This window comes from Agromyces subbeticus DSM 16689 (assembly GCF_000421565.1).
GTDB lineage: Bacteria > Actinomycetota > Actinomycetes > Actinomycetales > Microbacteriaceae > Agromyces > Agromyces subbeticus.
In genome coordinates, this window is record NZ_ATXG01000010.1 from 117,043 (window position 1) to 139,750 (window position 22,708).

Sequence of the window (22,708 nt, forward strand, 5' to 3'; positions counted from 1 at the left end):
TTATGCCGCGAATCACCAAGGTCCTCATCGCCAACCGTGGCGAGATCGCTGTCCGCGTCATCCGGGCCGCCCGTGATGCCGGCCTCGGCTCGGTCGCCGTCTACGCCGACCAAGACCGCGACGCGCGGCACGTCAAGCTCGCAGACGAGGCCTATGCCCTCGATGGCACGACGAGTGCAGACACCTATCTCGTGATCGACAAGATCCTCTCGGTGGCCCGTCGCTCGGGCGCCGACGCGGTTCACCCGGGCTACGGCTTCCTCGCCGAGAACCCCGACTTCGCTCGCGCCGTCATCGATGCGGGGCTCGTCTGGATCGGCCCCTCCCCCGAGGCCATCGAGCGCCTCGGCGACAAGGTGTCGGCGCGCCACGTGGCCGAGAAGGTCGGCGCGCCACTCGCACCCGGCACGTTGAACCCCGTGGCGGATGCCTCGGAGGTGCTCGACTTCGTCGACGTGCACGGCCTTCCCGTGGCGATCAAGGCCGCCTTCGGTGGTGGCGGCCGGGGTCTCAAGGTCGCCCGCACCCGCGAAGAGGTGCCCGAGCTCTTCGATTCGGCCACCCGAGAGGCCGTCGCCGCGTTCGGCCGCGGCGAGTGCTTCGTCGAGAAGTACCTCGACAAGCCCCGCCATGTCGAGACGCAGTGCCTCGCCGATGCGCACGGCAACGTCGTCGTCGTCTCGACCCGCGACTGCTCGCTGCAGCGCCGTCACCAGAAGCTCGTCGAAGAGGCGCCGGCGCCCTTCCTCACCGAAGCCCAGACCACGCTGCTCTACGAGTCGTCGAAGGCCATCCTCCGCGAGGTCGGCTACGTCGGCGCCGGCACCTGCGAGTTCCTGATCGGCCAAGACGGCACGGTCTCGTTCCTCGAGGTCAACACCCGGCTCCAGGTCGAGCACCCGGTCTCCGAAGAGGTCACCGGCATCGACCTCGTGCGCGAGCAGTTCCGTCTCGCCGAGGGCGGCGTGCTCGACTACGCCGATCCTGTCACGACCGGGCACTCGATCGAGTTCCGCATCAACGGCGAAGACCCCGGTCGCGGCTTCCTCCCCGCTCCCGGTCCGGTGCACCAGCTCCGCTTCCCGGGCGGCCCCGGCATCCGCATCGACTCGGGCGTCACCACCGGCGACGAGATCTCGGGCGCCTTCGACTCGCTCCTGGCCAAGCTCATCGTCACCGGCTCCTCGCGCAAGGACGCGCTCGAGCGCGCTCGTCGCGCCCTCGACGAGTTCGAGGTGGCAGGGCTCCCGACCGTGCTGCCCTTCCACCGCGACATCGTGAACAACCCGGCGTTCGCGCCCGAGGGCGACGAGCCCTTCTCGATCTACACGCGCTGGATCGAGACCGAGTACGACAACCGGCTCGAGCCGTGGTCGGGCGAGCTCGCCGAGACCCGCGGCGCCGACGCGCGCACGAGCGTCGTCGTCGAGGTCGCCGGGCGCCGAGTCGAGGTCACCCTGCCGAAGCGTCTCGCCGGTGGGGCATCCGCTGCCCGCACGGCGGGCCCGGCACCGCGCCGCCGCACCGCCACGCACTCGGTCTCGGCCGCGACGGGCGACGCGGTGAAGGCGCCGATGCAGGCGACCGTCGTGAAGGTCGCCGTCGCCGAAGGCGACCACGTCGTCAAGGGCGACCTGGTGCTCGTGCTCGAGGCGATGAAGATGGAACAGCCGATCCTTGCCCACAAAGACGGCATCGTGGGCATCGTCAACGCCGAGGCCGGCGCCACCGTGTCGAGCGGTCACTTGCTGCTTGCCATCAACGACGCCTAGGTAGACGACGCTCGAACCGCCGTCGCGGCTACCGTTCGACGGAGCCCTGTGCCGAGGGCAGTTCGACCTCGCTGACGCCCAGCTGCTGGCCGAGCCGCGATCGACGCCGCCCGTAGACGAGGTAGATCACCACTCCGATCGCGAGCCACACGAGGAAGCGCACCCACGTGAGCGTCGTCAGGTTGAACATCAGCCAGAGGCAGAGCACGGCGGAGAGGATCGGCAGCACCGGCGACCACGGCACGCGGAACCCGCGCGGCAGGTCGGGGCGGGTGCGCCGCAGCACGACGATGCCGAGGCTCACGAGCACGAACGCCGAGAGCGTGCCGATGTTGATCATCTCTTCGAGCAGGCCGACGTCGGTGAAGGCGGCGACGAGCGCCACGACGAGGCCGCCGATGATCTGGATGCGGGCCGGGGTCTTCGTGCGCTCGGTCGTCTTCGAGAGCCAGCGCGGCAGGAGTCCGTCGCGGCTCAGGGCGAACACGATGCGGGAGAGCCCGAGCAGCAGGATCATGATCACGGTCGTGAGTCCGGCGAGCGCTCCGAGCGAGATCACGGCCGAGGCCCAGTCCTGCCCGACGAGGCGGAATGCCGTGGCGAGCGACGGCGTCTCTTCGGCCGCGAGATCGCGGTACGAGACCATGCCGGTCATCACGATCGACACGAGCACGTAGAGCGCGGTGACGATGCCGAGCCCCAGGAAGATGCCGCGCGGCAGCCGCTTCTGCGGCTCGCGCACCTCTTCGGCGCTCGTGGCGACGACATCGAACCCGATGAACGCGAAGAATACGAGCGCAGCGGCCGCGAGCATGCCGAACACGCCGTACTGCGCAGGCGCCGCCCCGGTCAGCCACGAGAAGAGCGACTGCGTCCAGGCATCGGATGCGCCGCCCTCGGTCGGCACGTCTTCGGGGATGAACGGCACGTAGTTCGCGGCGCGCACGAAGAAGAAGCCGACCACGATCACGAACACCACGATCGCGACCTTGATGATCGTGAACACGGCTCCGACACGGGCCGTGAGCTTCGTGCCGGCGACGAGCAGCGCCGTGAACACCGCAACGATGAGGAACGCCGGCCAGCTCACCTCGATGCCGGCGATCTCGAGCGTCGCCGGGAACGGCAGCCCGAACGCGAGCAGGGCCTCACCGAGGTAGACGCCCCAATATTTCGCGAGCACGGCGGCCGCCGTGAACATCTCGAGGATCAGGTCCCAGCCGATGATCCAGGCGAGCAGCTCGCCCATCGTCGCGTAGGTGAAGGTGTAGGCACTGCCGGCTACCGGCACCGTCGAGGCGAACTCGGCGTAGCACATGATCGCGAGCCCGCAGGTGACCGCCGCCAGCACGAACGAGATGATCACGCTCGGTCCGGCGAAGTTCGCCGCCGCCTGCGCGCCGACCGAGAAGATGCCGGCGCCCACCGCCACGGCGATGCCCATGAGCGCGAGATCCCACGTGCCGAGCGATCGTTTGAGGCTGCGCTCCTCGTCGTGGGAGTCGGCGATCGACGCCTCGACGGATTTCACTCGCAGATTCATGTCTACCCCCTGAGGTCGGCGCCGACCACGCGGCGTCGCGTGACCTCAGCGTACGATGTGCATCGCCCGCGCCGCATCCGTCAGGGAGCCACTCAGTGAGGGATAGACCGGGAACGCCTCGGCGAACTGGTCGACCGTGAGCCGGTGCTCGACGGCGAGCGTCATGGGGAAGACGAGCTCGGATGCCTTGGGGGCGACGATGACGCCGCCGATGATCGCGCCCGAGCCGCTCGAGGCGAAGAGCTTCACGAAGCCGTCGCGGATGCCCATCATCTTGGCGCGCGGGTTCGAGGCGAGCGGCAGCTTGTAGACGACGCCGGGCACGACCCCCTCTTCGATCTCCTTCTCGGTCCAGCCGACCGTGGCGATCTCGGGCTGGGTGAAGATGTTGGAGGTGATGTTGCGCAGCTCGGGCGGGTTCACGATGTCGCCCATGGCATGGAACACCGCGGTGCGCCCCTGCATCGAGGCCACCGAGGCGAGCGGCAGGAACGTGGTGCAGTCGCCCGCCGCGTAGATGTTCGGCATCGAGGTGCGGGCGACCCGGTTGACCCGGATGTGGCCGCTCTCGGCGAGCTGCACGCCCGCGGCCTCGAGTCCGATGTCGGCCGTGTTCGGCACCGAGCCGACCGCCATCAGGCAGTGGCTGCCGCGCACCTCGCGCCCGTCGGTGAGGGTCGCCACCACGCTGTCGCCGTCGCGCACGACGGACTCGGCGCGCGACTTGTTCATGACCTTCATGCCGTTGCGCTTGAAGACCTTCTCGATGACGGTGGCGGCATCGGCGTCTTCGCCGGGCAGCACCTGGTCGCGGCTCGAGATGAGCGTGACCTTCGCACCGAGCGCCCGGTACGCGGAGGCGAACTCGGCACCGGTGACTCCGGATCCGACGACGATGAGGTGCTCGGGCACCTGCTGCAGGTGGTAGAGCTGGGTCCAGGTGAGGATGCGCTCACCGTCGGGCACCGCCGTCGGCAGCACGCGGGGCGACGCGCCGACCGAGATCACGAGCGTGTCGGCCTCGATGCGGTCGAAGTCGGTGCCGCCCTTCGCGGTCGCGACGATGACCGCGTTCGCCCCGTCGAGGCGCCCCTCGCCCTGCACGAGGTGCACGCCGGCCTCGATGAGGTTGCCCCGCATGTCTTCGGACTGCTGGGCCGCCAGGCCGAGCAGCCGCTTGTTGACGGCGGCGAGGTTGATGGCGACCTCGGGCTTCACGGCCTTGTCGGCCGAACCCTTGGCGAAGAACTGCACGCCGAGGTCGGCGGCCTCCTTCACGGCGTTGGAGGCCTCTGCCGTGGCGATGAGCGACTTCGACGGCACCACGTCGGTGAGCACGGCCGAGCCGCCCACACCCGCTCGCTCGATGAGGGTGACCTCCGCCCCGAGCTGGGCGCCCGCGAGGGCCGCCTCGTATCCACCGGGTCCTCCTCCGAGGACGGCAATGCGTTGGGTGCGCTCGAACTCGTAGGCCATGCTCACATTCTGTCAGTTTCGGGCGCCGGGCCAGCAAACGAGCAGGAACGCGCCGCGGCATCCGCTGCTCATTAGAGTGGTGTGATGCACGCAGTGAACCCGCTCGACGACCCGACCGCAGACCCGTTCGCCATCGCCGCCCTTGCGGCGCAGCGCATCGCAGAGCTCACCGGTGTCGAGCGCCACGACATCGCGCTCACCCTCGGCAGCGGCTGGGGCCGCGCCGCCGAGCTCATCGGCGAGACGACGCACACGCTCGCCGCGACCGAGGTTCCCGGCTTCTCGAAGCCCGCCCTCGAGGGTCACGTCGGCACGTTGCGCTCGGTGCTGCTGCCGAACGGCAAGCGCGCCCTCGTGATCGGTGCCCGCACCCACTACTACGAAGACCACGGCGTGCGACGCGTCGTGCACTCGGTGCGCACTGCGGCGGCTACCGGCGCCACGACGATGATCCTGACCAACGGCGCCGGCGGCATCAAAGAGCACTGGACGCCCGGCACCCCCGTGCTGATCAGCGACCACATCAACCTCACGGCCGACTCGCCGCTCGAGGGAGCGACGTTCGTCGACCTCACCGACCTCTACTCGAAGCGGCTGCGCGACCTCGCGCACTCGGTCGCGCCCGGGCTCGACGAGGGCGTCTACTGCCAGTTCCGCGGTCCGCACTACGAGACGCCGGCCGAGGTGCAGATGGCGAAGATCATCGGCGGTCACATCGTGGGCATGTCGACCGCTCTCGAGGCCATCGCGGCCCGTCAGGCCGGCATGGAGGTGCTCGGCATGTCGCTCATCACGAACCTCGCGGCGGGCATCCAGCAGTCGCCGCTCAGCCACGAAGAGGTCATCGAGGCCGGGCGCGCCGCCGAACCGGTGATCTCGAGCCTCCTCGCCAAGATCGTCGCAGAGCTCTAAGGGGCAGCGGATGTCGCAGAACGCCGACCAGCACCGCATCGACCTCGCCGAGGCGTGGCTGGCGCAAGACCCCGACCCCGAGACACGAGCCGAACTCACGGCGATCGTCGACCGGGTGCGCGGCGGTGACGCCGCGGCATCCGCCGATCTCGCCGACCGTTTCGACGACCGACTCGCCTTCGGCACCGCCGGGCTCCGCGGCGAGATCGCGGCCGGCCCGAACCGTATGAACCGGGTGCTCGTGTCTCAGGCCGCGGCAGGCCTCGCGGCGTACCTCATCGAGCATGCCGTGGTCGGGCAGACGCCGTCGATCGTGGTCGGCTACGACGGTCGCAAGAACTCGGCCGTGTTCGCACGCGACACCGCGGAGATCATGGCCGGAGCCGGCGTGCGTGCGATTCTGCTGCCCCGCCTGCTGCCGACCCCCGTGCTCGCCTTCGCGGTGCGCCACCTCGAGGTCTCGGCGGGAGTCATGGTGACGGCCTCGCACAACCCGCCGAACGACAACGGCTACAAGGTCTACCTGGGCGGAGACGACCGCGGGTCGCAGATCGTGCCGCCCGCCGACGCCGAGATCGCCGCGCGCATCCTCGAGGCCGCTGCAACCGCCAATGTGCTCGAGCTGCCGCGCGGTGTCGTCGAGACGGTCGCCGAGTCGGTGGTCGACGAGTATGTGCGCCAGACGGCCGCGGTCGCGTCCGCGCCGATGGCGCAGCCGCTCACGGTGTACACCGCCATGCACGGTGTCGGCTGGCAGACCATGTCGAGCGTGCTGGCCGCGGCCGGCTTCGATGCGCCGACCCTCGTCGCGGCCCAGATCGAGCCCGACCCGGCGTTTCCGACCGTCTCGTTCCCGAACCCCGAAGAGCCCGGCGCGATGGATCTCTCGTTCGCCACGGCGCGTGAGGTCGGCGCCGAGCTGATCATCGCCAACGACCCCGATGCCGACCGGCTCGCGGTCGCGATCCCCGATGATGCCGCCGAGGCCGGCTACCGCCGCCTCTCGGGCAACGAGGTCGGGCTGCTGCTCGGCTGGCAGGCCGCCGAGCGCGCCGCCGCCGTCTCGGGCGACGGGGGCTCCGACGGCGTGCTCGCCTGCTCGATCGTCTCCTCCCCCGGGCTCGAGGCGATCGCCCGCGCCTACGACCTCGACTTCGAGGCGACGCTCACCGGCTTCAAGTGGATCTCGCGCCCGCCGGGCCTCGTCTTCGGCTTCGAAGAGGCGCTCGGATACCTCGTGAACCCCGGCACCGTGCGAGATAAAGACGGCATCTCGGCCGGTGTGGCGTTCCTCTCGCTCGCGGCGGGGCTGAAGGCCGAGGGCCGCACGGTCGCCGACCACCTCGACGCCTTCGTCGAGCGGTTCGGATGCCACGACTCCGCCCAGATCTCGATCCGGGTGACGGAGCTCAGCCGCATCGGCGAGATCATGGCCAGGCTTCGGGCCGAGCCGCCGGCGGTCGTCGGAGGCATCCGCGTGGAACGCATCGAAGACCTCGCCGAGGGCTACGGGCAACTGCCGCCCTCCGATGTGCTGCGCATCATGCTCGACGGCGGCGCACGTGTCATGGTGCGCCCGAGCGGCACCGAGCCGAAGCTCAAGGTCTACATCGACGCGGTCGCAGAGACCGGCACGGTCGCCGAGCGTCGCGCCGCGGCATCCGCTGCCGTCGCCGCACTCGAGGCCGGCATGCGCGAGCTCGTCGCCTGAGCGCTGCGGCTCAGCCGAGCGAGGTCTCGAGCTTCGCGCCGATCTCTTCGACGTCGAAGTAGTTCGACACCTCGATGATCTCGGCGAAGCTGCGACCGATCGCGGCACGCACGGCACCGGCCAGCTCGGTCGACGTGAGGATCACCTGTGCGTCGGCTGCCGCGACGGCGATGCTCGCCAGATCGCTCGCATCGACATCAGCTGAGAGGCCGAGGCGATCGAGTGCGCGTTCGGCGTTGACCTTCAGGATCGCGGAGGTGCCGATGCCGACACCGCAGACGGCCACGATCTTCATGCGCCGGCCGCCCGGTCGAAGCCGAGGAGCGCACGAACCTCGTCGGCTGACTCGGCGTTCGCGATGCGACCGACGATGCCGCTGTCGTTGAAGGCGTTCGCGAGCCTTGCGACGGATGCCACGTGCTCTTCGGCGTTCGAGACCGCGAGTCCGACGACGACGTGCACCGGGTCGTTGTGGGGGTGCCCGAACGGCACGGGCTCGTCGAGCGTGACCACGGAGAGACCCTCGTGCAGCACATCAGGGCCGGGTCGGGCATGCGCGAGTGCGAGGCCCGGAGCGATCACGACGTACGCCCCGAACTCCTCGATCACGGCGATCATGCGATCGGCGTACTCGGAACGCGTCGAGCCCGACCGCACGAGCGCGCGGCCCGCCTCGCGCACCGCGGCGCGCCAGTCGTCGACGTGGGCTCGGAGCACGATCGCATCGTCGAGGAGCGGCGGGAGGGTCATGTGAATCCGTTCAGGGTGCTGCAGGCGGGTGCGCGATGCTCGGCGGCATCCGTCGCATCAGGCGTCGTCGAAGCCGTCTTGGATCTGCTCGACGAGTTCTTCACGGTCGTCGAGGGGCAGGAATGCAGCGGCCGCCGCGTTGAGCTGGAAGGTCTCGAGGTCGTCGAGGTCGTATCCGAATGCGTCGCTCAGGAGCGCGAGCTCGCGAGTGAGCGTGGTGCCCGACTGGAGCCGGTTGTCGGTGTTGACCGTGACCCGGAAGCCGAGCTGGTAGAGCAGGTCGAAGGGGTGGTCGACGAGTTCGTCGCCCCATGCCGCGATGGCACCGGTCTGCAGGTTCGACGACGGGCTCGTCTCGAGGGCGATCTCGCGGTCGCGCACCCACTGGGCGATCGGGCCGAGCGACACGTAGGTGTTCTCGTCGTCTTGACGCTCGATGAGCAGGTCTTCGGCGATGCGCACGCCGTGGCCGAGACGCAGCGCCCGACCGTCGAAGAGCGCGCTGCGAATCGACTCGAGCCCGTCGGCCTCACCGGCGTGCACGGTGACCGGCAGGTACTGGCTCGCGAGGTAGTCGAACGCGGTGCGGTGGCGGCTCGGCAGGAAGCCGGCCTCTGCGCCCGCGATGTCGAAGCCGACGACGCCGCGGTCGCGGTGGCGCACCGCGAGCTCCGCGATCTCGAGCGCACGGTCGGCGTGCCGCATGGCCGTGACGAGCTGGCCGGCGCGGATGCCATGCCCCTGTGCGCTCGCATCGTCGATGCCCTGCTCGATGCCCGCCTGCACCGCCTCGACGGTCTCATCGAGGCTGAGACCACGGGCGAGGTGCTGCTCGGGCGCCCAGCGGATCTCGCCGTAGATCACGCCGTCGGTCGCGAGGTCTTGCACGAACTCGCGGGCCACGCGGGCGAGACCCTCGCGGGTCTGCATGACACCCGTCGTGAGGTCGAAGGTCTTCAGGTACTCGACGAGCGAACCGGAGTTGGACTGCTCGCCGAACCACTGGCCGAGGGCCGCGGCGTCGCTCGCGGGCACCTCGAGGCCGATCTCGTCGGCGAGCTCGATGAGCGTCTGCGGGCGCAGCCCGCCGTCGAGGTGGTCGTGCAGCGAGATCTTCGGCAGGGACTGGATGTTCGTGCCGTCGCCTTCGAGGCGGTACTCCGTCGGAATCGTGTTCACGAGTCAACGATAGCGACAGGGCGCCCGTGAAGTCTCGGCAATCTCGAAGCAAGCCGTTTCGACGGCATGCAGCCGGGTCAGCGACCGATGCGGTCGGCGATCAGCGGGCCGCCGTCTTCGATCGGGTCGCCGGCGTCGCCGATGCGCCAGGCACCCTCGACGGCGTCGAGTGCGCGCGTGAAGCGGGCTGGTTCGTCGGCGTGCAGGGTGAACAGCGGCTCGCCCTTGCGCACGGCGTCGCCGGGCTTGGCGTGCAGCTCGATGCCGGCGGCGTGCTGCACGGCATCCTGCTTGCGGGCACGGCCGGCGCCGAGACGCCACGCGGCGATGCCGAAGGGCAGCGCCTGCTGCTCGACCAGCACTCCGTCTCGCTCGGCGGTCACGACGTGCTGCTCGCGCGCGACCGGCAGCGCCGCGTCGGGGTCACCGCCCTGCGCGCGGATGGCGCGGCGCCACGTGTCCATGGCGCGACCGTCGTCGAGGGCCGCTTCGACGTCGGCATCGGGCTGCCCGGCGAGCGCGAGCATCTCGCGTGCGAGGGCGATCGTGAGCGCACGGACATCCGACGGGCCGCCGCCGGCGAGCACCTCGACCGACTCCCGCACCTCGTTGGCGTTTCCGATCGTGAGGCCGAGCGGCACGTTCATGTTCGTGATGAGCGCCGAGGTGGCGACGCCCGCGTCTTCGCCGAGCTCGACCATCGTGCGGGCGAGCTCGCGTGAGCGCTCGATGTCGGTGAGGAACGCACCAGAGCCGAACTTCACGTCGAGCACGAGGGCACCGGTGCCCTCGGCGATCTTCTTCGACATGATCGACGAGGCGATGAGCGGGATCGCCTCGACCGTGCCGGTGATGTCGCGCAGGGCGTAGAGCTTCTTGTCGGCCGGCGCGAGCCCGGCGCCGGCGGCGCAGATCACGCCGCCGACGTCTCGCAGCTGGGCGAACATCTCGTCGTTCGTGAGGTCGGCGCGCCAGCCGGGGATCGACTCGAGCTTGTCGAGCGTGCCGCCGGTGTGGCCGAGGCCGCGGCCCGAGAGCTGCGGCACAGCGACGCCGAAGGTGGCGACGAGCGGCATGAGGGGAAGCGTGATCTTGTCGCCCACCCCACCCGTCGAGTGCTTGTCGCTCGTGGGCTTGCCGAGGCCCGAGAAGTCCATGCGCTCACCGCTCGCGATCATCGCCATGGTGAGGTCGCGGATCTCGCGGCGGGTCATGCCGTTCAGGAAGATCGCCATGGTCATCGCCGACATCTGCTCATCGGCGACGTACCCTCGCGTGTAGGCGTCGACGAGCCAGTCGATCTCGGGCGTCTCGAGCTCGTGCCCGTCGCGCTTCGCGCGGATCAGGTCGACGGCGTCGAACGGTTCGACCGTGCTCATGCATTCACTCCCTTGTACTCGGCGAGCTGCCGCGGGCCGAACGCGTCGGGCAGCACCTCGTCGATCGTCTTGATGCCCGACACCGTGTCGAGCAGCATGCCCTCGGCCGAGTGCTCGTAGAGCAGCTGCCGGCAGCGCCCGCAGGGCATCAGCGCCGCCCCGTGGCCGTCGACGCAGGCGAACGCGACGAGCTTGCCGCCGCCCGACATCACGAGCGCCGAGACGAGCGAGCACTCGGCGCAGAGCGTCACGCCGTAGGAGGCGTTCTCGATGTTGCAGCCGCTCACCACCCGACCGTCGTCGACGATCGCCGCAGCCCCGACCGGGAACTCCGAGTACGGCACGTAGGCCTTCGCCATCGCCTCGCGGGCGCGCCCGCGGAGCTCATTCCAGTCGATCGCATCCGTTGCGGTCATGGTGCTCCCCCGTTCCAGGATGAGTGGGTGCGGATGCCCCGTGACCGAGGCATCCGCGTCAGGATTTGATATACGGCTTGCCGTCGGCCGCCGGTGCTCTCGAGCGTCCGACGAATCCGGCGACCGCGAAGATCGTGACGACGTACGGCAGCATCAGCATGAATTCGCTCGGTACGGGCGAACCGATCACCGAGAGCGTGTTCTGCAGGTTCGAGGCGAAGCCGAACAGCAGTGCCGCGAGCGTCGCCTTGATGGGGTCCCACTGGCCGAAGATCACCGCCGCGAGGGCGATGAAGCCCGCACCCGCGGTCATCTCCTTGTTGAAGGCGATGCCGGAGCCGATCGTGTAGAACGTGCCACCGAGGCCGGCGATCGCGCCGGCGAGGGCGACGTTCCAGAACCGCGTGCGGTTGACGTTGATGCCCACGGTGTCGGCCGCCTGCGGGTGCTCGCCGACGGCACGGAGCCGGAGACCCCAGCGGGTGTAGAACAGCCCGAAGAACACGAGCGCCACGGCGATGTACATGAGGTAGACGATGACCGTCTGCCGGAAGAACACCGGACCGATGATCGGGATGTCACCGAGCAGCGGGATCGGGAAGCGGTCGAACCGGGGCGGCGTGTTCAGGGTCGCGGCGTTCGGCGCGAGCACCTGCGAGAAGAAGAAGCTCGTCAGACCGGTGACGAGCACGTTCAGCACGACGCCGACGATGATCTGGTCGACGAAGTACTTGATCGAGAACACCGCGAGCACCATGCCGACGAGCATGCCCGCCACCATGGCCGCGATGAGCCCCAGCCACGGCTGGCCCGTGACCGAGGCGACGACGGCCGCGGTGAAGGCGCCCGCCAGCAGCTGACCCTCGATCGCGATGTTCACGACGCCGGCCCGCTCGCCGATCACACCGGCCAGGGAGCCGAAGATGAGCGGCACCGCGAGGCTCAAGGAACCGAACAGGAGGCCGATCATCGGCAGCGATGAGCCGGCGCCCGCCCAGGTGAGGAAGCCGAACATGAAGAGGATCGCGAAGACGACCACGAGCCAGAGCGGGATACGACGCTTCGAGCGCACGCGCAGGATCGAGGAGAGCGTCGCGACGGCGAGCAGCGCAACGACCGCCCACAGCGCCTGCTGGGCGGGGACGACGAGGTCTGGCACCTGGATGACGTCGGACTCCTGCGACCAGCGGTAGGTCGTGTCGCCGGCGCGGGGAGCGAACACGGCGAGCCCCAGCGCGATGAGCGTGAAGATGCCGAAGGCGATCGGCGCCTTCCAGCTGGTCACGACGGTGGTGTCGAGCGACGTCGCCCCGGGCGACAGCTGGGGTCGTTCGGCAGTCGTGGTCACTTCGCCACCTCCTTCGCGGACTTGCGTCGTTTCGGCTTCGCGCTCGGATCGGGCAGGCCGAAGATGGTGCGAACGAGTGGCGGCGCCGCGATGAAGAGCACGATGAGCGACTGCACGACGAGCACGATCTCGATCGGCACGCCCTCGGCGGCCTGCATCGAGAAGCCGCCGGCCTTGAACGCGCCGAAGAGGATGCCGGCCGCGAAGGTGCCCCACGGCGTCGAGCGCCCGAGCAGCGCCACCGTGATCGCATCGAAGCCGATGCCCGCGTCGATGCCGGCGGTGAATCCGGTCGTCACGGTGCCGAGCACCTGGTTCACGCCGGCGAGGCCGAGGAGGGCGCCGCTGATGAGCATCGCATAGACGTACATGCCCTTGACATTGATGCCGGCGACGCGTGCCGCGTTGGGGTTGATGCCGACCGCGCGGAACTTGAAGCCGAGACTCGACCGGCTGAGGATCCACCAGACGAGGACGGTCGCGGCGAGCGCGATGACGAACCCGAAATGCAGGTTGTAGCCGGGTGCCAACCAGTCGAGCAGCCCCGGGAAGATCGCGGAGTCCTTCATGGCCGGGGTCTTCGGGTTGGACGATCCGGGCGCCTGCAGCAGGCCGGGCGTGCGCAGCATCCATGAGACGAGGTAGAACGCCACATAGTTGAGCATGATCGTGACGATCACCTCGTGGGCGCCGGTGCGCGCCTTCAGCACACCCGCGATGGCTGCCCAGATGGCACCGCCCACGAGGCCGCCGATGAGGGCGACGAGCATGTGCAGGCCCCACGGCAGATCGACGGCGAAGCCGATCCAGCCGGCGATGGATGCTGCGATGAGCATCTGGCCTCGCCCACCGATGTTGAACATGCCGACGCGGAACGCGAGCGCGACGCCGAGGCCACCGGCGATGAGCGGGGTGGCGAAGGTGAGCGTCTCGGTGAGCGGCCGGATGCCGGCGGCGAAGGTGTCGCGCCGGAAGTTGTAGACCGACCCCTGGAACAGCGCTGTGTATGCGCCGGCCACCGAATCCCAGACTGCGAAGAGCATGTCGCCGGGTCGTGCGAAGAAGTACCCGGCCGTCTCCTGCACGCGCTCGTCGGTGAAGGCGATCATGATCGCGCCGACGAGGAGTGCGAGCACGACCGAGAGCACCGAGATGAGTGCGTTGCCGGTCGCGATCTGACGGAGCATCGTGTGCCACTTCGACGGCGGCGGCACGTCGTCATCGACCGGCTTCGACGGAGCTCCCCTCGACGGGGCGGGGTCGGGAGCGATCGCGCCGGGTTCTTCGATCGCGACGTCGGGGTCGAGGTCGCCGCCGGCGGAGGCGTCGCCCCGCGGCTCGGTGGGGTCGCTCATGCGGCGGCTCCTTCTGCAGGGGTTTCTCCGGCCATCATGAGGCCGAGAACGTCACGGGGCGTGTCGCCGGGCACGATGCCGACGATCCTGCCGCGGTACATGACCATGATCCGATCGGCGAGTGCCGCGACCTCGTCGAGTTCGGTGGAGACCACCACGACCGGCACCCCGGCGTCGCGCGCCGCGACGATGCGCTTGTGGATGAACTCGATCGACCCGACGTCGACGCCGCGTGTCGGCTGGGCGGCGACGAGCAGGCGCAGGTCCCGGCTCAGTTCGCGCGCGAGCACGACCTTCTGCTGGTTGCCGCCGGAGAGATTCTGCACGTACTCGTCGATGCCCTGCGTGCGGATGTCGAACTCCTCGACCATCTTGCGAGCGAAGTCGGCGAGCGCCCCGCGCTGCAGGTTGCCGAAGCGCACGAACGGCGGCGCTTCGCTGCGGTCGAGCATGAGGTTCTCGGCGATCGTGAACTCGCCGACGAGTCCGTCTTCGTTGCGGTCTTCGGGAACGAAGCCGACGCCCGACTCGAGCACCGTGCGCACACGTTCGCCGATGAGTTCGGTTCCATCGAGCATGATCGACCCCTGCACGCGGTGCTGGAGGCCGAGCAGGGCTTCGGTGAGCTCGGTCTGACCGTTGCCCTGCACACCGGCGACGGCGAGGATCTCGCCCCGGCGCACGGTGAAGCCGACGTCGTTGACGACGAGCTGGCCGATCGGGTCGACGACCGTGAGGTGTTCCACGACGAGCGCGTCGTCGCCGAGCGTCGGCTCCTGCTTCTGAACGGTGAGCTCGACCGCCCGGCCGACCATGAGCGAGGCGAGTTCGGCGTTCGACGCCGTGGGCGCAGCCTCGCCGACGACCTTGCCGAGCCGGATGACGGTGATGCGATCGGCGACTTCGCGCACCTCGCGCAACTTGTGGGTGATGAAGACGATCGAGGTGCCCGACTCCTTGAGCTGGCGCATCATGCCCATCAGCTCGTCGGTCTCTTGCGGCGTGAGCACGGCGGTCGGCTCGTCGAACACGAGCACGCGGGCATCGCGCGAGAGCGCCTTGATGATCTCGACGCGCTGCTGCACGCCGACGGGGAGGTCTTCGACGAGTGTGTCGGGGTCGACGTGGAACCCGAATCGGGACGAGATCTCGGCGACCTTCGCACGGGCCGCGGCGAGATCGAGCCGGCCGAGGGCCTTGGTCGACTCGTTGCCGAGCATGACGTTCTCGGCAACCGTGAAGACGGGGATGAGCATGAAGTGCTGATGCACCATGCCGATGCCTGCGGCCATCGCGTCGCCGGGTCCGGCGAAATGCTGCACCTCGTCGTCGAGGAGCACCTCGCCGTCGTCAGCCTGGTAGAGACCGTAGAGCACGTTCATGAGCGTCGACTTGCCTGCACCGTTCTCACCGAGAAGGGCGTGGATCTCGCCGGCCTCCACGGTGAGGTCGATGTGGTCGTTGGCGACCAAGCTGCCGAATCGCTTCGTGATGCCGCGAAGTTCGAGCTTCATGTCCCCGATCCTAGTGATTGGCTGCATCCGTTGGTGATGCCGCGCGAAAGTTGAGAGCTCCGGATACTCGGTGCTCAGATGTTGCGCGATGAGCGCTGCCGCGCATCGTGACGCAGAACGGGGAGGCCGGCATGCGCCGACCTCCCCGACTCTGTGGTTCGCCTATTCGGCGAGGTAGGACGTGACCTCGACGTCGCCCGCGATGATCGCCTCTTTCAGCGCGTCGAGCTCGCCCTGGAGCTCCGCCGGGACCTTCGACTCGAAGTCGTGGAACGGCGCGATGCCCACGCCGTCGTTTTCGAGCGTGCCGACGAACGGGGTGTTGTCGAACTCGTCGTTGCCGCCTGCGAGCACGGCCTCTTCGACACCCACGGCGATGCCCTTGAGGATCGAGGTGAGGATGAGGTCGGCGACCGACGGGTCGGTCTCGGTGAGGTCGGCGTCGACGCCGAGCATGGCGATCTCACGACCGGAGTCGCGGATGGCCGCAGCGGCCGACTGGTAGATCGGGCCGCCGACCGGCAGCAGCACGTCGACGTTCTGGTCGATGAGGCTCTGCGCGGTCTGGCGCGCCGTGTCGTTCGCCTCGAAGCCGCCCGTGAAGAGACCGTCGGTGCCGTCCCAGCCGAGGACCTGCACGTTCGTGCCCTTCTCGGTGTTGTGGTACTCGACGCCCTGCTTGAAGCCGTCCATGAAGATCGAGACGGTCGGGAAGTTCATGCCGCCGAAGGTGCCGACGATGCCGGTCTTCGTGTACGCCGCCGAGGCGTAGCCCGCGAGGAACGCCGCCTGCGCGGTGTCGAAGATGATCGGCTTGATGTTCTCGGAGTCGGTCGTGCCGTCGAAATCGTTGTCGACCACGTCGTCGATCGACACGTACTCGATGTCGGGATTGGCTGCAGCGGACTCACCGGCGGCGGCGGCGAGCGCGAAGCCGACGGTGACGATGAGGTCGCAGCCCTGGTCGACCAGGTTGGTCAGGTTGGGCGCGTAGTCGGTCTCTGCATCGGACTGGACCGTGATCGGCTCCACGCCGAGCTCTTCCGACGCCGCCGTGAGTCCCTCGAAGCCGGACTGGTTGAACGACTTGTCGTCGAAACCGCCCGCGTCGGAGACCATGCAGGGAAGGAAGTCGCTGGCAGCTCCCCCATCGCCGTTGTCGGTCTCCTCCGGAGCAGCTGCGCAACCGGCGAGCAGCACGGCTGCACCGAACAGCGCGAGGCCGCCGAGAGCGGCTTTCTTGGTCGTGACCTTCACAGTGTCCTCCAAAGACTGGCGCCCCGACCGTTCCGGGGCTCGTGCAGTCACGTTACCGAATGTTGCGTCGAGCGCCACGGATCGAGGGTTCGCGACATCCAATGGTTATCAAGACGCGATGTTCTGCTCATATGAGCAGAGCGGATGACCCGAGAACTGGGGCTAGCGCGGAGCGCTCGGGGATTCGATGACGATCTCCCCGGCGATGATCGCCTGACGCAGCCCCTCGATCTCCCCGTCGAGCGCGGGCGTCACGAGCGCCGCGAGGTCGTGGTAGGGCGCGATCTCCACCCCGCCGTTCTCGAGCGTGCCCACGAACGGCTCGTTCGTGAAGGCGTCGTCGAGCACGGCGCCGACGATCTCGACCATCGCGTCCTGCGTGTTCTTCAGCACGCTCGTCAGGATCACCGGACGGTAGTTCGCTGCGAGCGACTCGAACCCGTCGCTGTCGACCCAGATGATCGACACGCCGCCGCGTTCGAGCGCGGCGGCGGCCGCACCCTCCCCCACCTGGCCGGCGACCGGAAGGATCACGTCGGCGCCCTGGTCGATGAAGCTCTCGGTGAGCGTCTTGCCCTTGTTGACGTCTTCGAAGTCACCCGTGAATGCGCCGTCTTGCGCTGCCTTGTCCCAGCCGAGGGCGCGCACCTGCGTGCCGTGCACCTCGTTGTACTTCGCGACGCCGTCGACGAAGCCGTCCATGAAGAGGGTCACGGGCGGCTGGTTGCCGCCGCCGAACGTCGCGACCACCCCGGTCTTCGAGACCCCGGCGGCGAGGTAGCCCGCGAGGTACGCGGCCTGCGCCGTGTCGAAGACGACGGGCTTGACGTTGTCGGCCTCGACGGTCTCGTCGACGATCGCGAAGGCCACGTCGGGGTTCTTCGCCGCCTGGTCGAGCGTCGGCTCGGCCAGCTCCCACCCGACCGTGACGATGAGCTCGCAACCTGAATCGACGGCTTGCTGCACGTTGGGGGCGAGGTCGGTCTCACCGGTCGAGACGATCGCCTCGGCCGACACCGGATACTCGTCTTCGGACGCCTGCAGCCCTTCCCAGCTCGACTGGTTGAAGGAGCGGTCCTCGAGGCCGCCCGAGTTCGTGACCATGCGAACGCAGGCCTCGTCTGCGGTTCCGTCATCGCCGGAGTCGGGCGCGGGTGCGCACGAGGCGAGGGCGAGGGATGCCGCGACCGCAGCGGCCCCGGCGATGATGCGTCGGCGTACTGGAGAACGGTGACTCGGGGACATCCGGAACCTGCTTCCTCGTGCTCGTCAGAGCACGTCGCTCGATCCGCCGAGCCGGAGGGCGTCGACGACAGCTTTCACCCGCTGGGCGTGCTCGCTCGTGGTGACGAGCAGCGCGTCGGGCGTGTCGACCACGACGATATCGTGCACGCCGATCAGACTGATGACCCGCTTCGAGCGGCTCACCACGATGCCGCTCGACGCGTCGGAGAGCACGCGGGCGTTCTCGCCGAGGATCGCGAGCTCGCCCGAGCGGCCCGCCGTGTTGAGCTTGGCGAGCGATGCGAAGTCGCCGACGTCGTCCCACGCGAAATGGCCTCGGATGACCGCGAGCCGCCCTGCAGCGGCCGCGGGCTCCGCGACCGAGTAGTCGATCGCGATCTTCTCGAGCTTCGGCCAGATGCGGTCGACCGCGGGGCCGCGCGTCTCGGGGTCGTCCCAGGCTGCGGCGAGCTCGACGAGGCCGGCGTGCAGCTCGGGCTTGTTGCGGGCGATCTCGGCGAGCAGCGCGTCGGCGCGTGCGATGAACATGCCGGCGTTCCAGAGGTGCTTGCCGCCCGCGAGGTAGCGCTTCGCCGTTACGAGATCGGGCTTCTCGACGAAGCTCGCGACCGCCTCGACGTGCTCGGCGCCGGCGACCTCGAGGGGCGCGCCGCACTCGATGTAGCCGAAGCCGACCGCGGGCTCGGTCGGGGTGATGCCGATCGTCGCGATGTAGCCGGCCCGTGCTGCCGCGACCGCGTCGGCGACGGCCGCGCGGAAGAGCGCGGTGCCCGAGATCACGTGGTCGGCGGCGAAGGAGCCGATGACGACGCCCGGCTCGCGTCGCTCGAGGATCGCCGCGGCGAGGCCGATCGCGGCCGTGGAGTCGCGGGGCTCGCTCTCGAGCACGACGTTGTGATCGGCCAGCCCGGGCAACTGCGCCTCCACCGCCGCGCGGTGGGCGCGGCCCGTGACGACCATGATGCGGTCGTCGCCGGAGAGGGGCGCGAGGCGATCCCACGTGTCTTTGAGCAGCGTCTGGCCGGAGCCGGTGAGGTCGTGCAGGAACTTCGGCGCATCGGCGCGCGAGAGCGGCCAGAGCCGAGAGCCCACGCCGCCTGCTGGGATGACGGTGTAGAAGCCGTCGATCGGGGATGCGTTCATCAGCACAGCGTATCCGGAGCGGGTCGGCGCGACCCGAACTGCGGATGCCGCGGCATCCGATCTCTCGACGTCGAGAGAGTTAGGCAGGCCTTAGCGGCGCCCGGAGAGGCGCGGGTCTACACTCGAATCGGGCCGTGTGCCCGCGCTGCCCCGGCATCTTCGGGGCGATTCACACAGCCAGGGAGGGTTGTTCATGCCAGAGACCTCGGCAGGAACCCTGACCGCACCCGCGAAGCCGGCGAGACAGAAGCCTGGTGGCACGCTGTACCGCGGCCGTGAGGGAATGTGGTCATGGGTGCTGCACCGCATCACCGGTGTCGCCATCTTCTTCTTCCTGCTCGTGCACATCCTCGACACGGCACTCGTGCGGGTGAGCCCCGAAGCGTACAACGCGGTCATCGGCACCTACCAGACGCCCATCATGGGCCTCGGCGAGGTCGCCCTGGTCGGTGCGATCGTGTTCCACGCGTTCAACGGACTGCGCATCATCCTCGTGGACTTCTGGGCCTGGGCCACGCGCCACCAGAAGCTCCTCTTCTGGATCGTGGTCGGCCTCTGGGTCGTGACCATGCTCGCGTTCACGCCGCGCCACCTCATCAACGTCTTCAGCCACTAGGGAGCCGCGGAACTATGACTGCCATGGAATTCTCGGCACGCCCGCCCCGTCGCGGCATCAACCTCGAGAAGTGGGGCTGGATCTACATGCGCGCTTCGGGCGTCGTGCTGATCGTGCTCATCTTCGGACACCTCTTCATGAACCTCATGGTCGGCGACGGCGTCAAGGCCATCGACTTCGGCTTCGTCGGCGGCAAGTGGGCCGACCCGTTCTGGCAGTGGTGGGACGTGCTGATGCTCTGGCTCGCCCTCATCCACGGCGCCAACGGCATGCGCACGATCGTCAACGACTACACGAACCCCGGTGTCGTGCAGAAGGTGCTGAAGGGCGCCCTGTTCGCCGCAGCCGCCGCGCTCATCGTCCTCGGCACCCTCGTGGTCTTCACCTTCGAGCCGTGCCCGGTGGGCGCACCCGCCGACCTGCTTCCCTCGTTCTGCGCCGCATAGGAGATTCGTGAACCCCCAGAACGCCGACGCCGAGACCACGGTCATCGACGGCGTCCACTACCACCAGTTCGACATCGTGATCGTCGGCGCCGGCGGCGCCGGCATGCGAGCGGCGATCGAGGCCGGCCCCGGCGCGAAGACCGCGGTCATCTCGAAGCTGTACCCGACTCGCTCGCACACCGGTGCTGCGCAGGGCGGCATGGCCGCTGCGCTTGCGAACGTCGAGGAAGACAGCTGGGAGTGGCACACCTTCGACACCGTCAAGGGCGGCGACTACCTCGTCGATCAAGACGCGGCCGAGATCCTCGCGAAAGAGGCGATCGACGCGGTCATCGACCTCGAGAACATGGGCCTGCCGTTCAACCGCACGCCAGAGGGCAAGATCGACCAGCGACGCTTCGGCGGCCACACCCGTGACCATGGCAAGGCGCCGGTTCGTCGTGCCTGCTACGCGGCCGACCGCACGGGCCACATGATCCTCCAGACGCTGTTCCAGAACTGCGTGCGTCTCGGCATCAACTTCTTCAACGAGTACTACGTGCTCGACCTCGTCATGACCGAGGTCGACGGCGTCCAGAAGCCGTCGGGCGTCGTCGCCTACGACCTCGCCTCCGGTGAGCTGCACGTCTTCCAGGCCAAGGCCGTGATCTTCGCGACCGGCGGCTTCGGCAAGATCTACAAGACCACGTCGAACGCGCACACGCTGACCGGCGACGGCGTCGGCATCATCTGGCGCAAGGGCCTGCCGCTCGAAGACATGGAGTTCTTCCAGTTCCACCCGACCGGCCTCGCCGGGCTCGGCATCCTCCTCACCGAGGGCGCGCGAGGCGAGGGCGCGATCCTCCGCAACGCGAGCGGTGAGCGTTTCATGGAGCGCTACGCACCGACCATCAAAGACCTCGCGCCGCGCGACATCGTCGCGCGCTGCATGGTGCAAGAGGTGGCGGAAGGCCGAGGCGCGGGCCCGCACAAGGACTACGTGCTGCTCGACTGCACGCACCTCGGTGCAGAGGTGCTCGAGACGAAACTGCCCGACATCACCGAGTTCGCCCGCACCTACCTCGGTGTCGACCCGGTCTACGAGCCCGTTCCCGTGATGCCCACCGCGCACTACGCCATGGGCGGCATCCCGACGAACGTCGCCGCCGAGGTGCTCTCCGACAACGACACCGTCGTGCCGGGGCTCTACGCCGCCGGCGAGTGCGCGTGCGTTTCGGTGCACGGCTCGAATCGGCTCGGCACGAACTCACTGCTCGACATCAACGTCTTCGGCAAGCGCGCCGGTCGCAACGCGGTCGAGTACGTGCAGACGGTCGACTTCACGCCCCTGCCGAGCGACCCGGCCGCCGCAGTGCGGGGCATGCTCGAGCAGCTGCGCGACTCCAACGGCACCGAGCGCATCGCCGCGATCCGCAAAGAGCTGCAAGACGAGATGGACAAGAACGCCCAGGTGTTCCGCACCGACGAGTCGCTCGAGCACGTGACGAAGGTCATCGCCGGCCTTCGCGATCGCTACCGGAACGTCGCCGTGCACGACAAGGGCAAGCGCTTCAACACCGACCTGCTCGAGGCCGTCGAGCTCGGGTTCCTGCTCGACCTCGCCGAGGTCGTCGTCTTCTCGGCGCGAAACCGCAAGGAGAGTCGCGGCGGCCACATGCGCGACGACTTCCCGAAGCGCGACGACGAGAATTACATGCAGCACACGATGGCCTACCTTTCGGGTGACGCGCACTCCTCGCTCGCCGACGACCACATCCGGCTCGACTGGAAACCGGTCACGATCACCCGCTACCAGCCGATGGAGAGGAAGTACTGACGTGAGCACCACAACGCTCGAGCAGCCGCCCGCCGCTGAGGCGGCCATCCAGTCCTTCACCGTCACGTTCCTGATCCGCCGCTTCGACCCCGATGTCGACACCGAGCCGCGCTGGCAGGACTTCGACGTCGAGATGTACGCGACCGACCGCGTGCTCGACGCCCTGCACAAGATCAAGTGGGAGCAGGACGGCTCGCTCACGTTCCGCCGCTCCTGTGCGCACGGCATCTGCGGCTCCGATGCGATGCGCATCAACGGGCGCAACCGCCTGGCCTGCAAGACGCTCATCAAAGACCTCGACATCTCCAAGCCCATCTACGTGGAGGCCATCAAGGGCCTGCCGCTCGAGAAGGACCTGATCGTCGACATGGAGCCGTTCTTCGCGAGCTACCGCGAGGTGCAGCCGTTCCTGATCGCGGGCTCCGCGCCCGTCGCGGGCAAGGAGCGCGTGCAGTCGGTCGCCGAGCGCGCGATCTTCGACGACACCACGAAGTGCATCCTCTGCGCAGCGTGCACCTCGTCGTGCCCCGTCTTCTGGACCGACGGCCAGTACTTCGGCCCGGCGGCGATCGTCAACGCGCACCGCTTCATCTTCGACTCGCGCGATGAGGGTTCGCAGACGCGCCTCGACATCCTCAACGACAAAGAGGGCGTGTGGCGCTGCCGCACGACCTTCAACTGCACCGAGGCCTGCCCACGCGGCATCGAGGTCACCAAGGCCATCGCCGAGGTCAAGCAGGCGATCATGCGCGGCAAGCCGTAAGGCGCCGCTCGCGAAGCACACGAAGGGGGCCGGGTCGCAATGACCCGGCCCCCTTCGCGCGCCCCGG

20 protein-coding genes are annotated in these 22,708 nt (G+C 68.7%); 7 read left to right on the forward strand and 13 right to left on the reverse strand.

What is annotated here, in order from left to right; genetic code table 11:
• Positions 1 to 2: 2 nt before the first annotated feature.
• The gene (locus H521_RS0114015; RefSeq protein WP_022893660.1) at positions 3 to 1,772 is read left to right on the forward strand and encodes an acetyl/propionyl/methylcrotonyl-CoA carboxylase subunit alpha; all 1,770 of its coding nucleotides are present in this window, start codon (positions 3 to 5) and stop codon (positions 1,770 to 1,772) included.
• A 28-nt stretch (positions 1,773 to 1,800) separates the two neighbouring features.
• On the opposite strand, the gene H521_RS23470 is transcribed toward H521_RS0114015, so the two are convergent.
• Positions 1,801 to 3,315 (reverse strand): APC family permease, encoded by a 1,515-nt coding sequence (locus H521_RS23470; protein WP_022893661.1) that lies wholly within the window; start codon positions 3,313 to 3,315, stop codon positions 1,801 to 1,803.
• A gap of 45 nt (positions 3,316 to 3,360) precedes the next feature.
• Entirely contained in the window at positions 3,361 to 4,791 is a 1,431-nt protein-coding gene (locus H521_RS0114025; RefSeq protein WP_022893662.1) for an NAD(P)H-quinone dehydrogenase, read from the reverse strand.
• An 84-nt stretch (positions 4,792 to 4,875) separates the two neighbouring features.
• Here H521_RS0114025 and H521_RS0114030 point away from each other — a divergent pair, with 84 nt between their 5' ends.
• Both H521_RS0114030 and H521_RS0114035 read left to right on the forward strand, forming a co-directional pair.
• Positions 4,876 to 5,703: a purine-nucleoside phosphorylase gene (locus H521_RS0114030; RefSeq protein WP_026482295.1), complete on the forward strand. Its 828-nt coding sequence runs from the start codon at positions 4,876 to 4,878 to the stop codon at positions 5,701 to 5,703.
• A 10-nt stretch (positions 5,704 to 5,713) separates the two neighbouring features.
• The gene (locus tag H521_RS0114035) at positions 5,714 to 7,414 is read left to right on the forward strand and encodes a phospho-sugar mutase (protein WP_022893664.1); all 1,701 of its coding nucleotides are present in this window, start codon (positions 5,714 to 5,716) and stop codon (positions 7,412 to 7,414) included.
• Positions 7,415 to 7,424: 10 nt separating this feature from the next.
• On the opposite strand, the gene H521_RS0114040 is transcribed toward H521_RS0114035, so the two are convergent.
• The 11 genes from H521_RS0114040 to H521_RS0114090 all read right to left on the reverse strand — a co-directional run bounded on the left by H521_RS0114040 (position 7,425) and on the right by H521_RS0114090 (position 19,000).
• Positions 7,425 to 7,709, reverse strand: a complete 285-nt coding sequence (locus tag H521_RS0114040; protein WP_022893665.1) for a PTS sugar transporter subunit IIB — start codon at positions 7,707 to 7,709, stop codon at positions 7,425 to 7,427.
• Entirely contained in the window at positions 7,706 to 8,164 is a 459-nt protein-coding gene (locus tag H521_RS0114045; protein WP_022893666.1) for a PTS sugar transporter subunit IIA, read from the reverse strand. Before H521_RS0114045 ends, H521_RS0114040 begins: the two co-directional genes overlap by 4 nt.
• Positions 8,165 to 8,221: 57 nt before the next feature.
• Positions 8,222 to 9,343, reverse strand: a complete 1,122-nt coding sequence (locus H521_RS0114050) for an adenosine deaminase (protein ID WP_022893667.1) — start codon at positions 9,341 to 9,343, stop codon at positions 8,222 to 8,224.
• Between the two features lie 77 nt (positions 9,344 to 9,420).
• Complete coding sequence (locus tag H521_RS0114055; RefSeq protein WP_022893668.1) at positions 9,421 to 10,722, reverse strand: thymidine phosphorylase; 1,302 nt, start codon at positions 10,720 to 10,722, stop codon at positions 9,421 to 9,423.
• Positions 10,719 to 11,138, reverse strand: a complete 420-nt coding sequence (locus tag H521_RS0114060) for a cytidine deaminase (protein ID WP_022893669.1) — start codon at positions 11,136 to 11,138, stop codon at positions 10,719 to 10,721. The genes H521_RS0114055 and H521_RS0114060 overlap by 4 nt, the downstream gene beginning before the upstream one ends.
• A 58-nt stretch (positions 11,139 to 11,196) precedes the next feature.
• Positions 11,197 to 12,486: an ABC transporter permease gene (locus H521_RS0114065; RefSeq protein ID WP_022893670.1), complete on the reverse strand. Its 1,290-nt coding sequence runs from the start codon at positions 12,484 to 12,486 to the stop codon at positions 11,197 to 11,199.
• Positions 12,483 to 13,841: an ABC transporter permease gene (locus H521_RS0114070; protein ID WP_022893671.1), complete on the reverse strand. Its 1,359-nt coding sequence runs from the start codon at positions 13,839 to 13,841 to the stop codon at positions 12,483 to 12,485. The genes H521_RS0114065 and H521_RS0114070 overlap by 4 nt, the downstream gene beginning before the upstream one ends.
• Complete coding sequence (locus H521_RS0114075) at positions 13,838 to 15,355, reverse strand: ABC transporter ATP-binding protein (protein ID WP_022893672.1); 1,518 nt, start codon at positions 15,353 to 15,355, stop codon at positions 13,838 to 13,840. Before H521_RS0114075 ends, H521_RS0114070 begins: the two co-directional genes overlap by 4 nt.
• Positions 15,356 to 15,517: 162 nt before the next feature.
• Entirely contained in the window at positions 15,518 to 16,612 is a 1,095-nt protein-coding gene (locus H521_RS0114080) for a BMP family lipoprotein (protein ID WP_022893673.1), read from the reverse strand.
• A gap of 162 nt (positions 16,613 to 16,774) precedes the next feature.
• On the reverse strand, positions 16,775 to 17,857 hold the full coding sequence (locus tag H521_RS0114085; protein WP_022893674.1) for a BMP family lipoprotein: 1,083 nt from the start codon (positions 17,855 to 17,857) through the stop codon (positions 16,775 to 16,777).
• A 24-nt stretch (positions 17,858 to 17,881) separates the two neighbouring features.
• Complete coding sequence (locus H521_RS0114090; protein ID WP_022893675.1) at positions 17,882 to 19,000, reverse strand: mannose-1-phosphate guanylyltransferase; 1,119 nt, start codon at positions 18,998 to 19,000, stop codon at positions 17,882 to 17,884.
• A 193-nt stretch (positions 19,001 to 19,193) separates the two neighbouring features.
• Here H521_RS0114090 and sdhC point away from each other — a divergent pair, with 193 nt between their 5' ends.
• From sdhC to H521_RS0114110, 4 genes are read left to right on the forward strand one after another with little or no spacing between them, the layout of a single operon-like run.
• Entirely contained in the window at positions 19,194 to 19,616 is a 423-nt protein-coding gene (gene sdhC / locus H521_RS0114095) for a succinate dehydrogenase, cytochrome b556 subunit (protein WP_022893676.1), read from the forward strand.
• Positions 19,617 to 19,639: 23 nt separating this feature from the next.
• Positions 19,640 to 20,062 (forward strand): succinate dehydrogenase hydrophobic membrane anchor subunit, encoded by a 423-nt coding sequence (locus H521_RS0114100; RefSeq protein ID WP_022893677.1) that lies wholly within the window; start codon positions 19,640 to 19,642, stop codon positions 20,060 to 20,062.
• Positions 20,063 to 20,069: 7 nt separating this feature from the next.
• Complete coding sequence (gene sdhA / locus H521_RS0114105) at positions 20,070 to 21,878, forward strand: succinate dehydrogenase flavoprotein subunit (protein ID WP_022893678.1); 1,809 nt, start codon at positions 20,070 to 20,072, stop codon at positions 21,876 to 21,878.
• Position 21,879: 1 nt separating this feature from the next.
• Positions 21,880 to 22,641: a succinate dehydrogenase iron-sulfur subunit gene (locus tag H521_RS0114110; RefSeq protein WP_022893679.1), complete on the forward strand. Its 762-nt coding sequence runs from the start codon at positions 21,880 to 21,882 to the stop codon at positions 22,639 to 22,641.
• Positions 22,642 to 22,708: the final 67 nt, after the last annotated feature.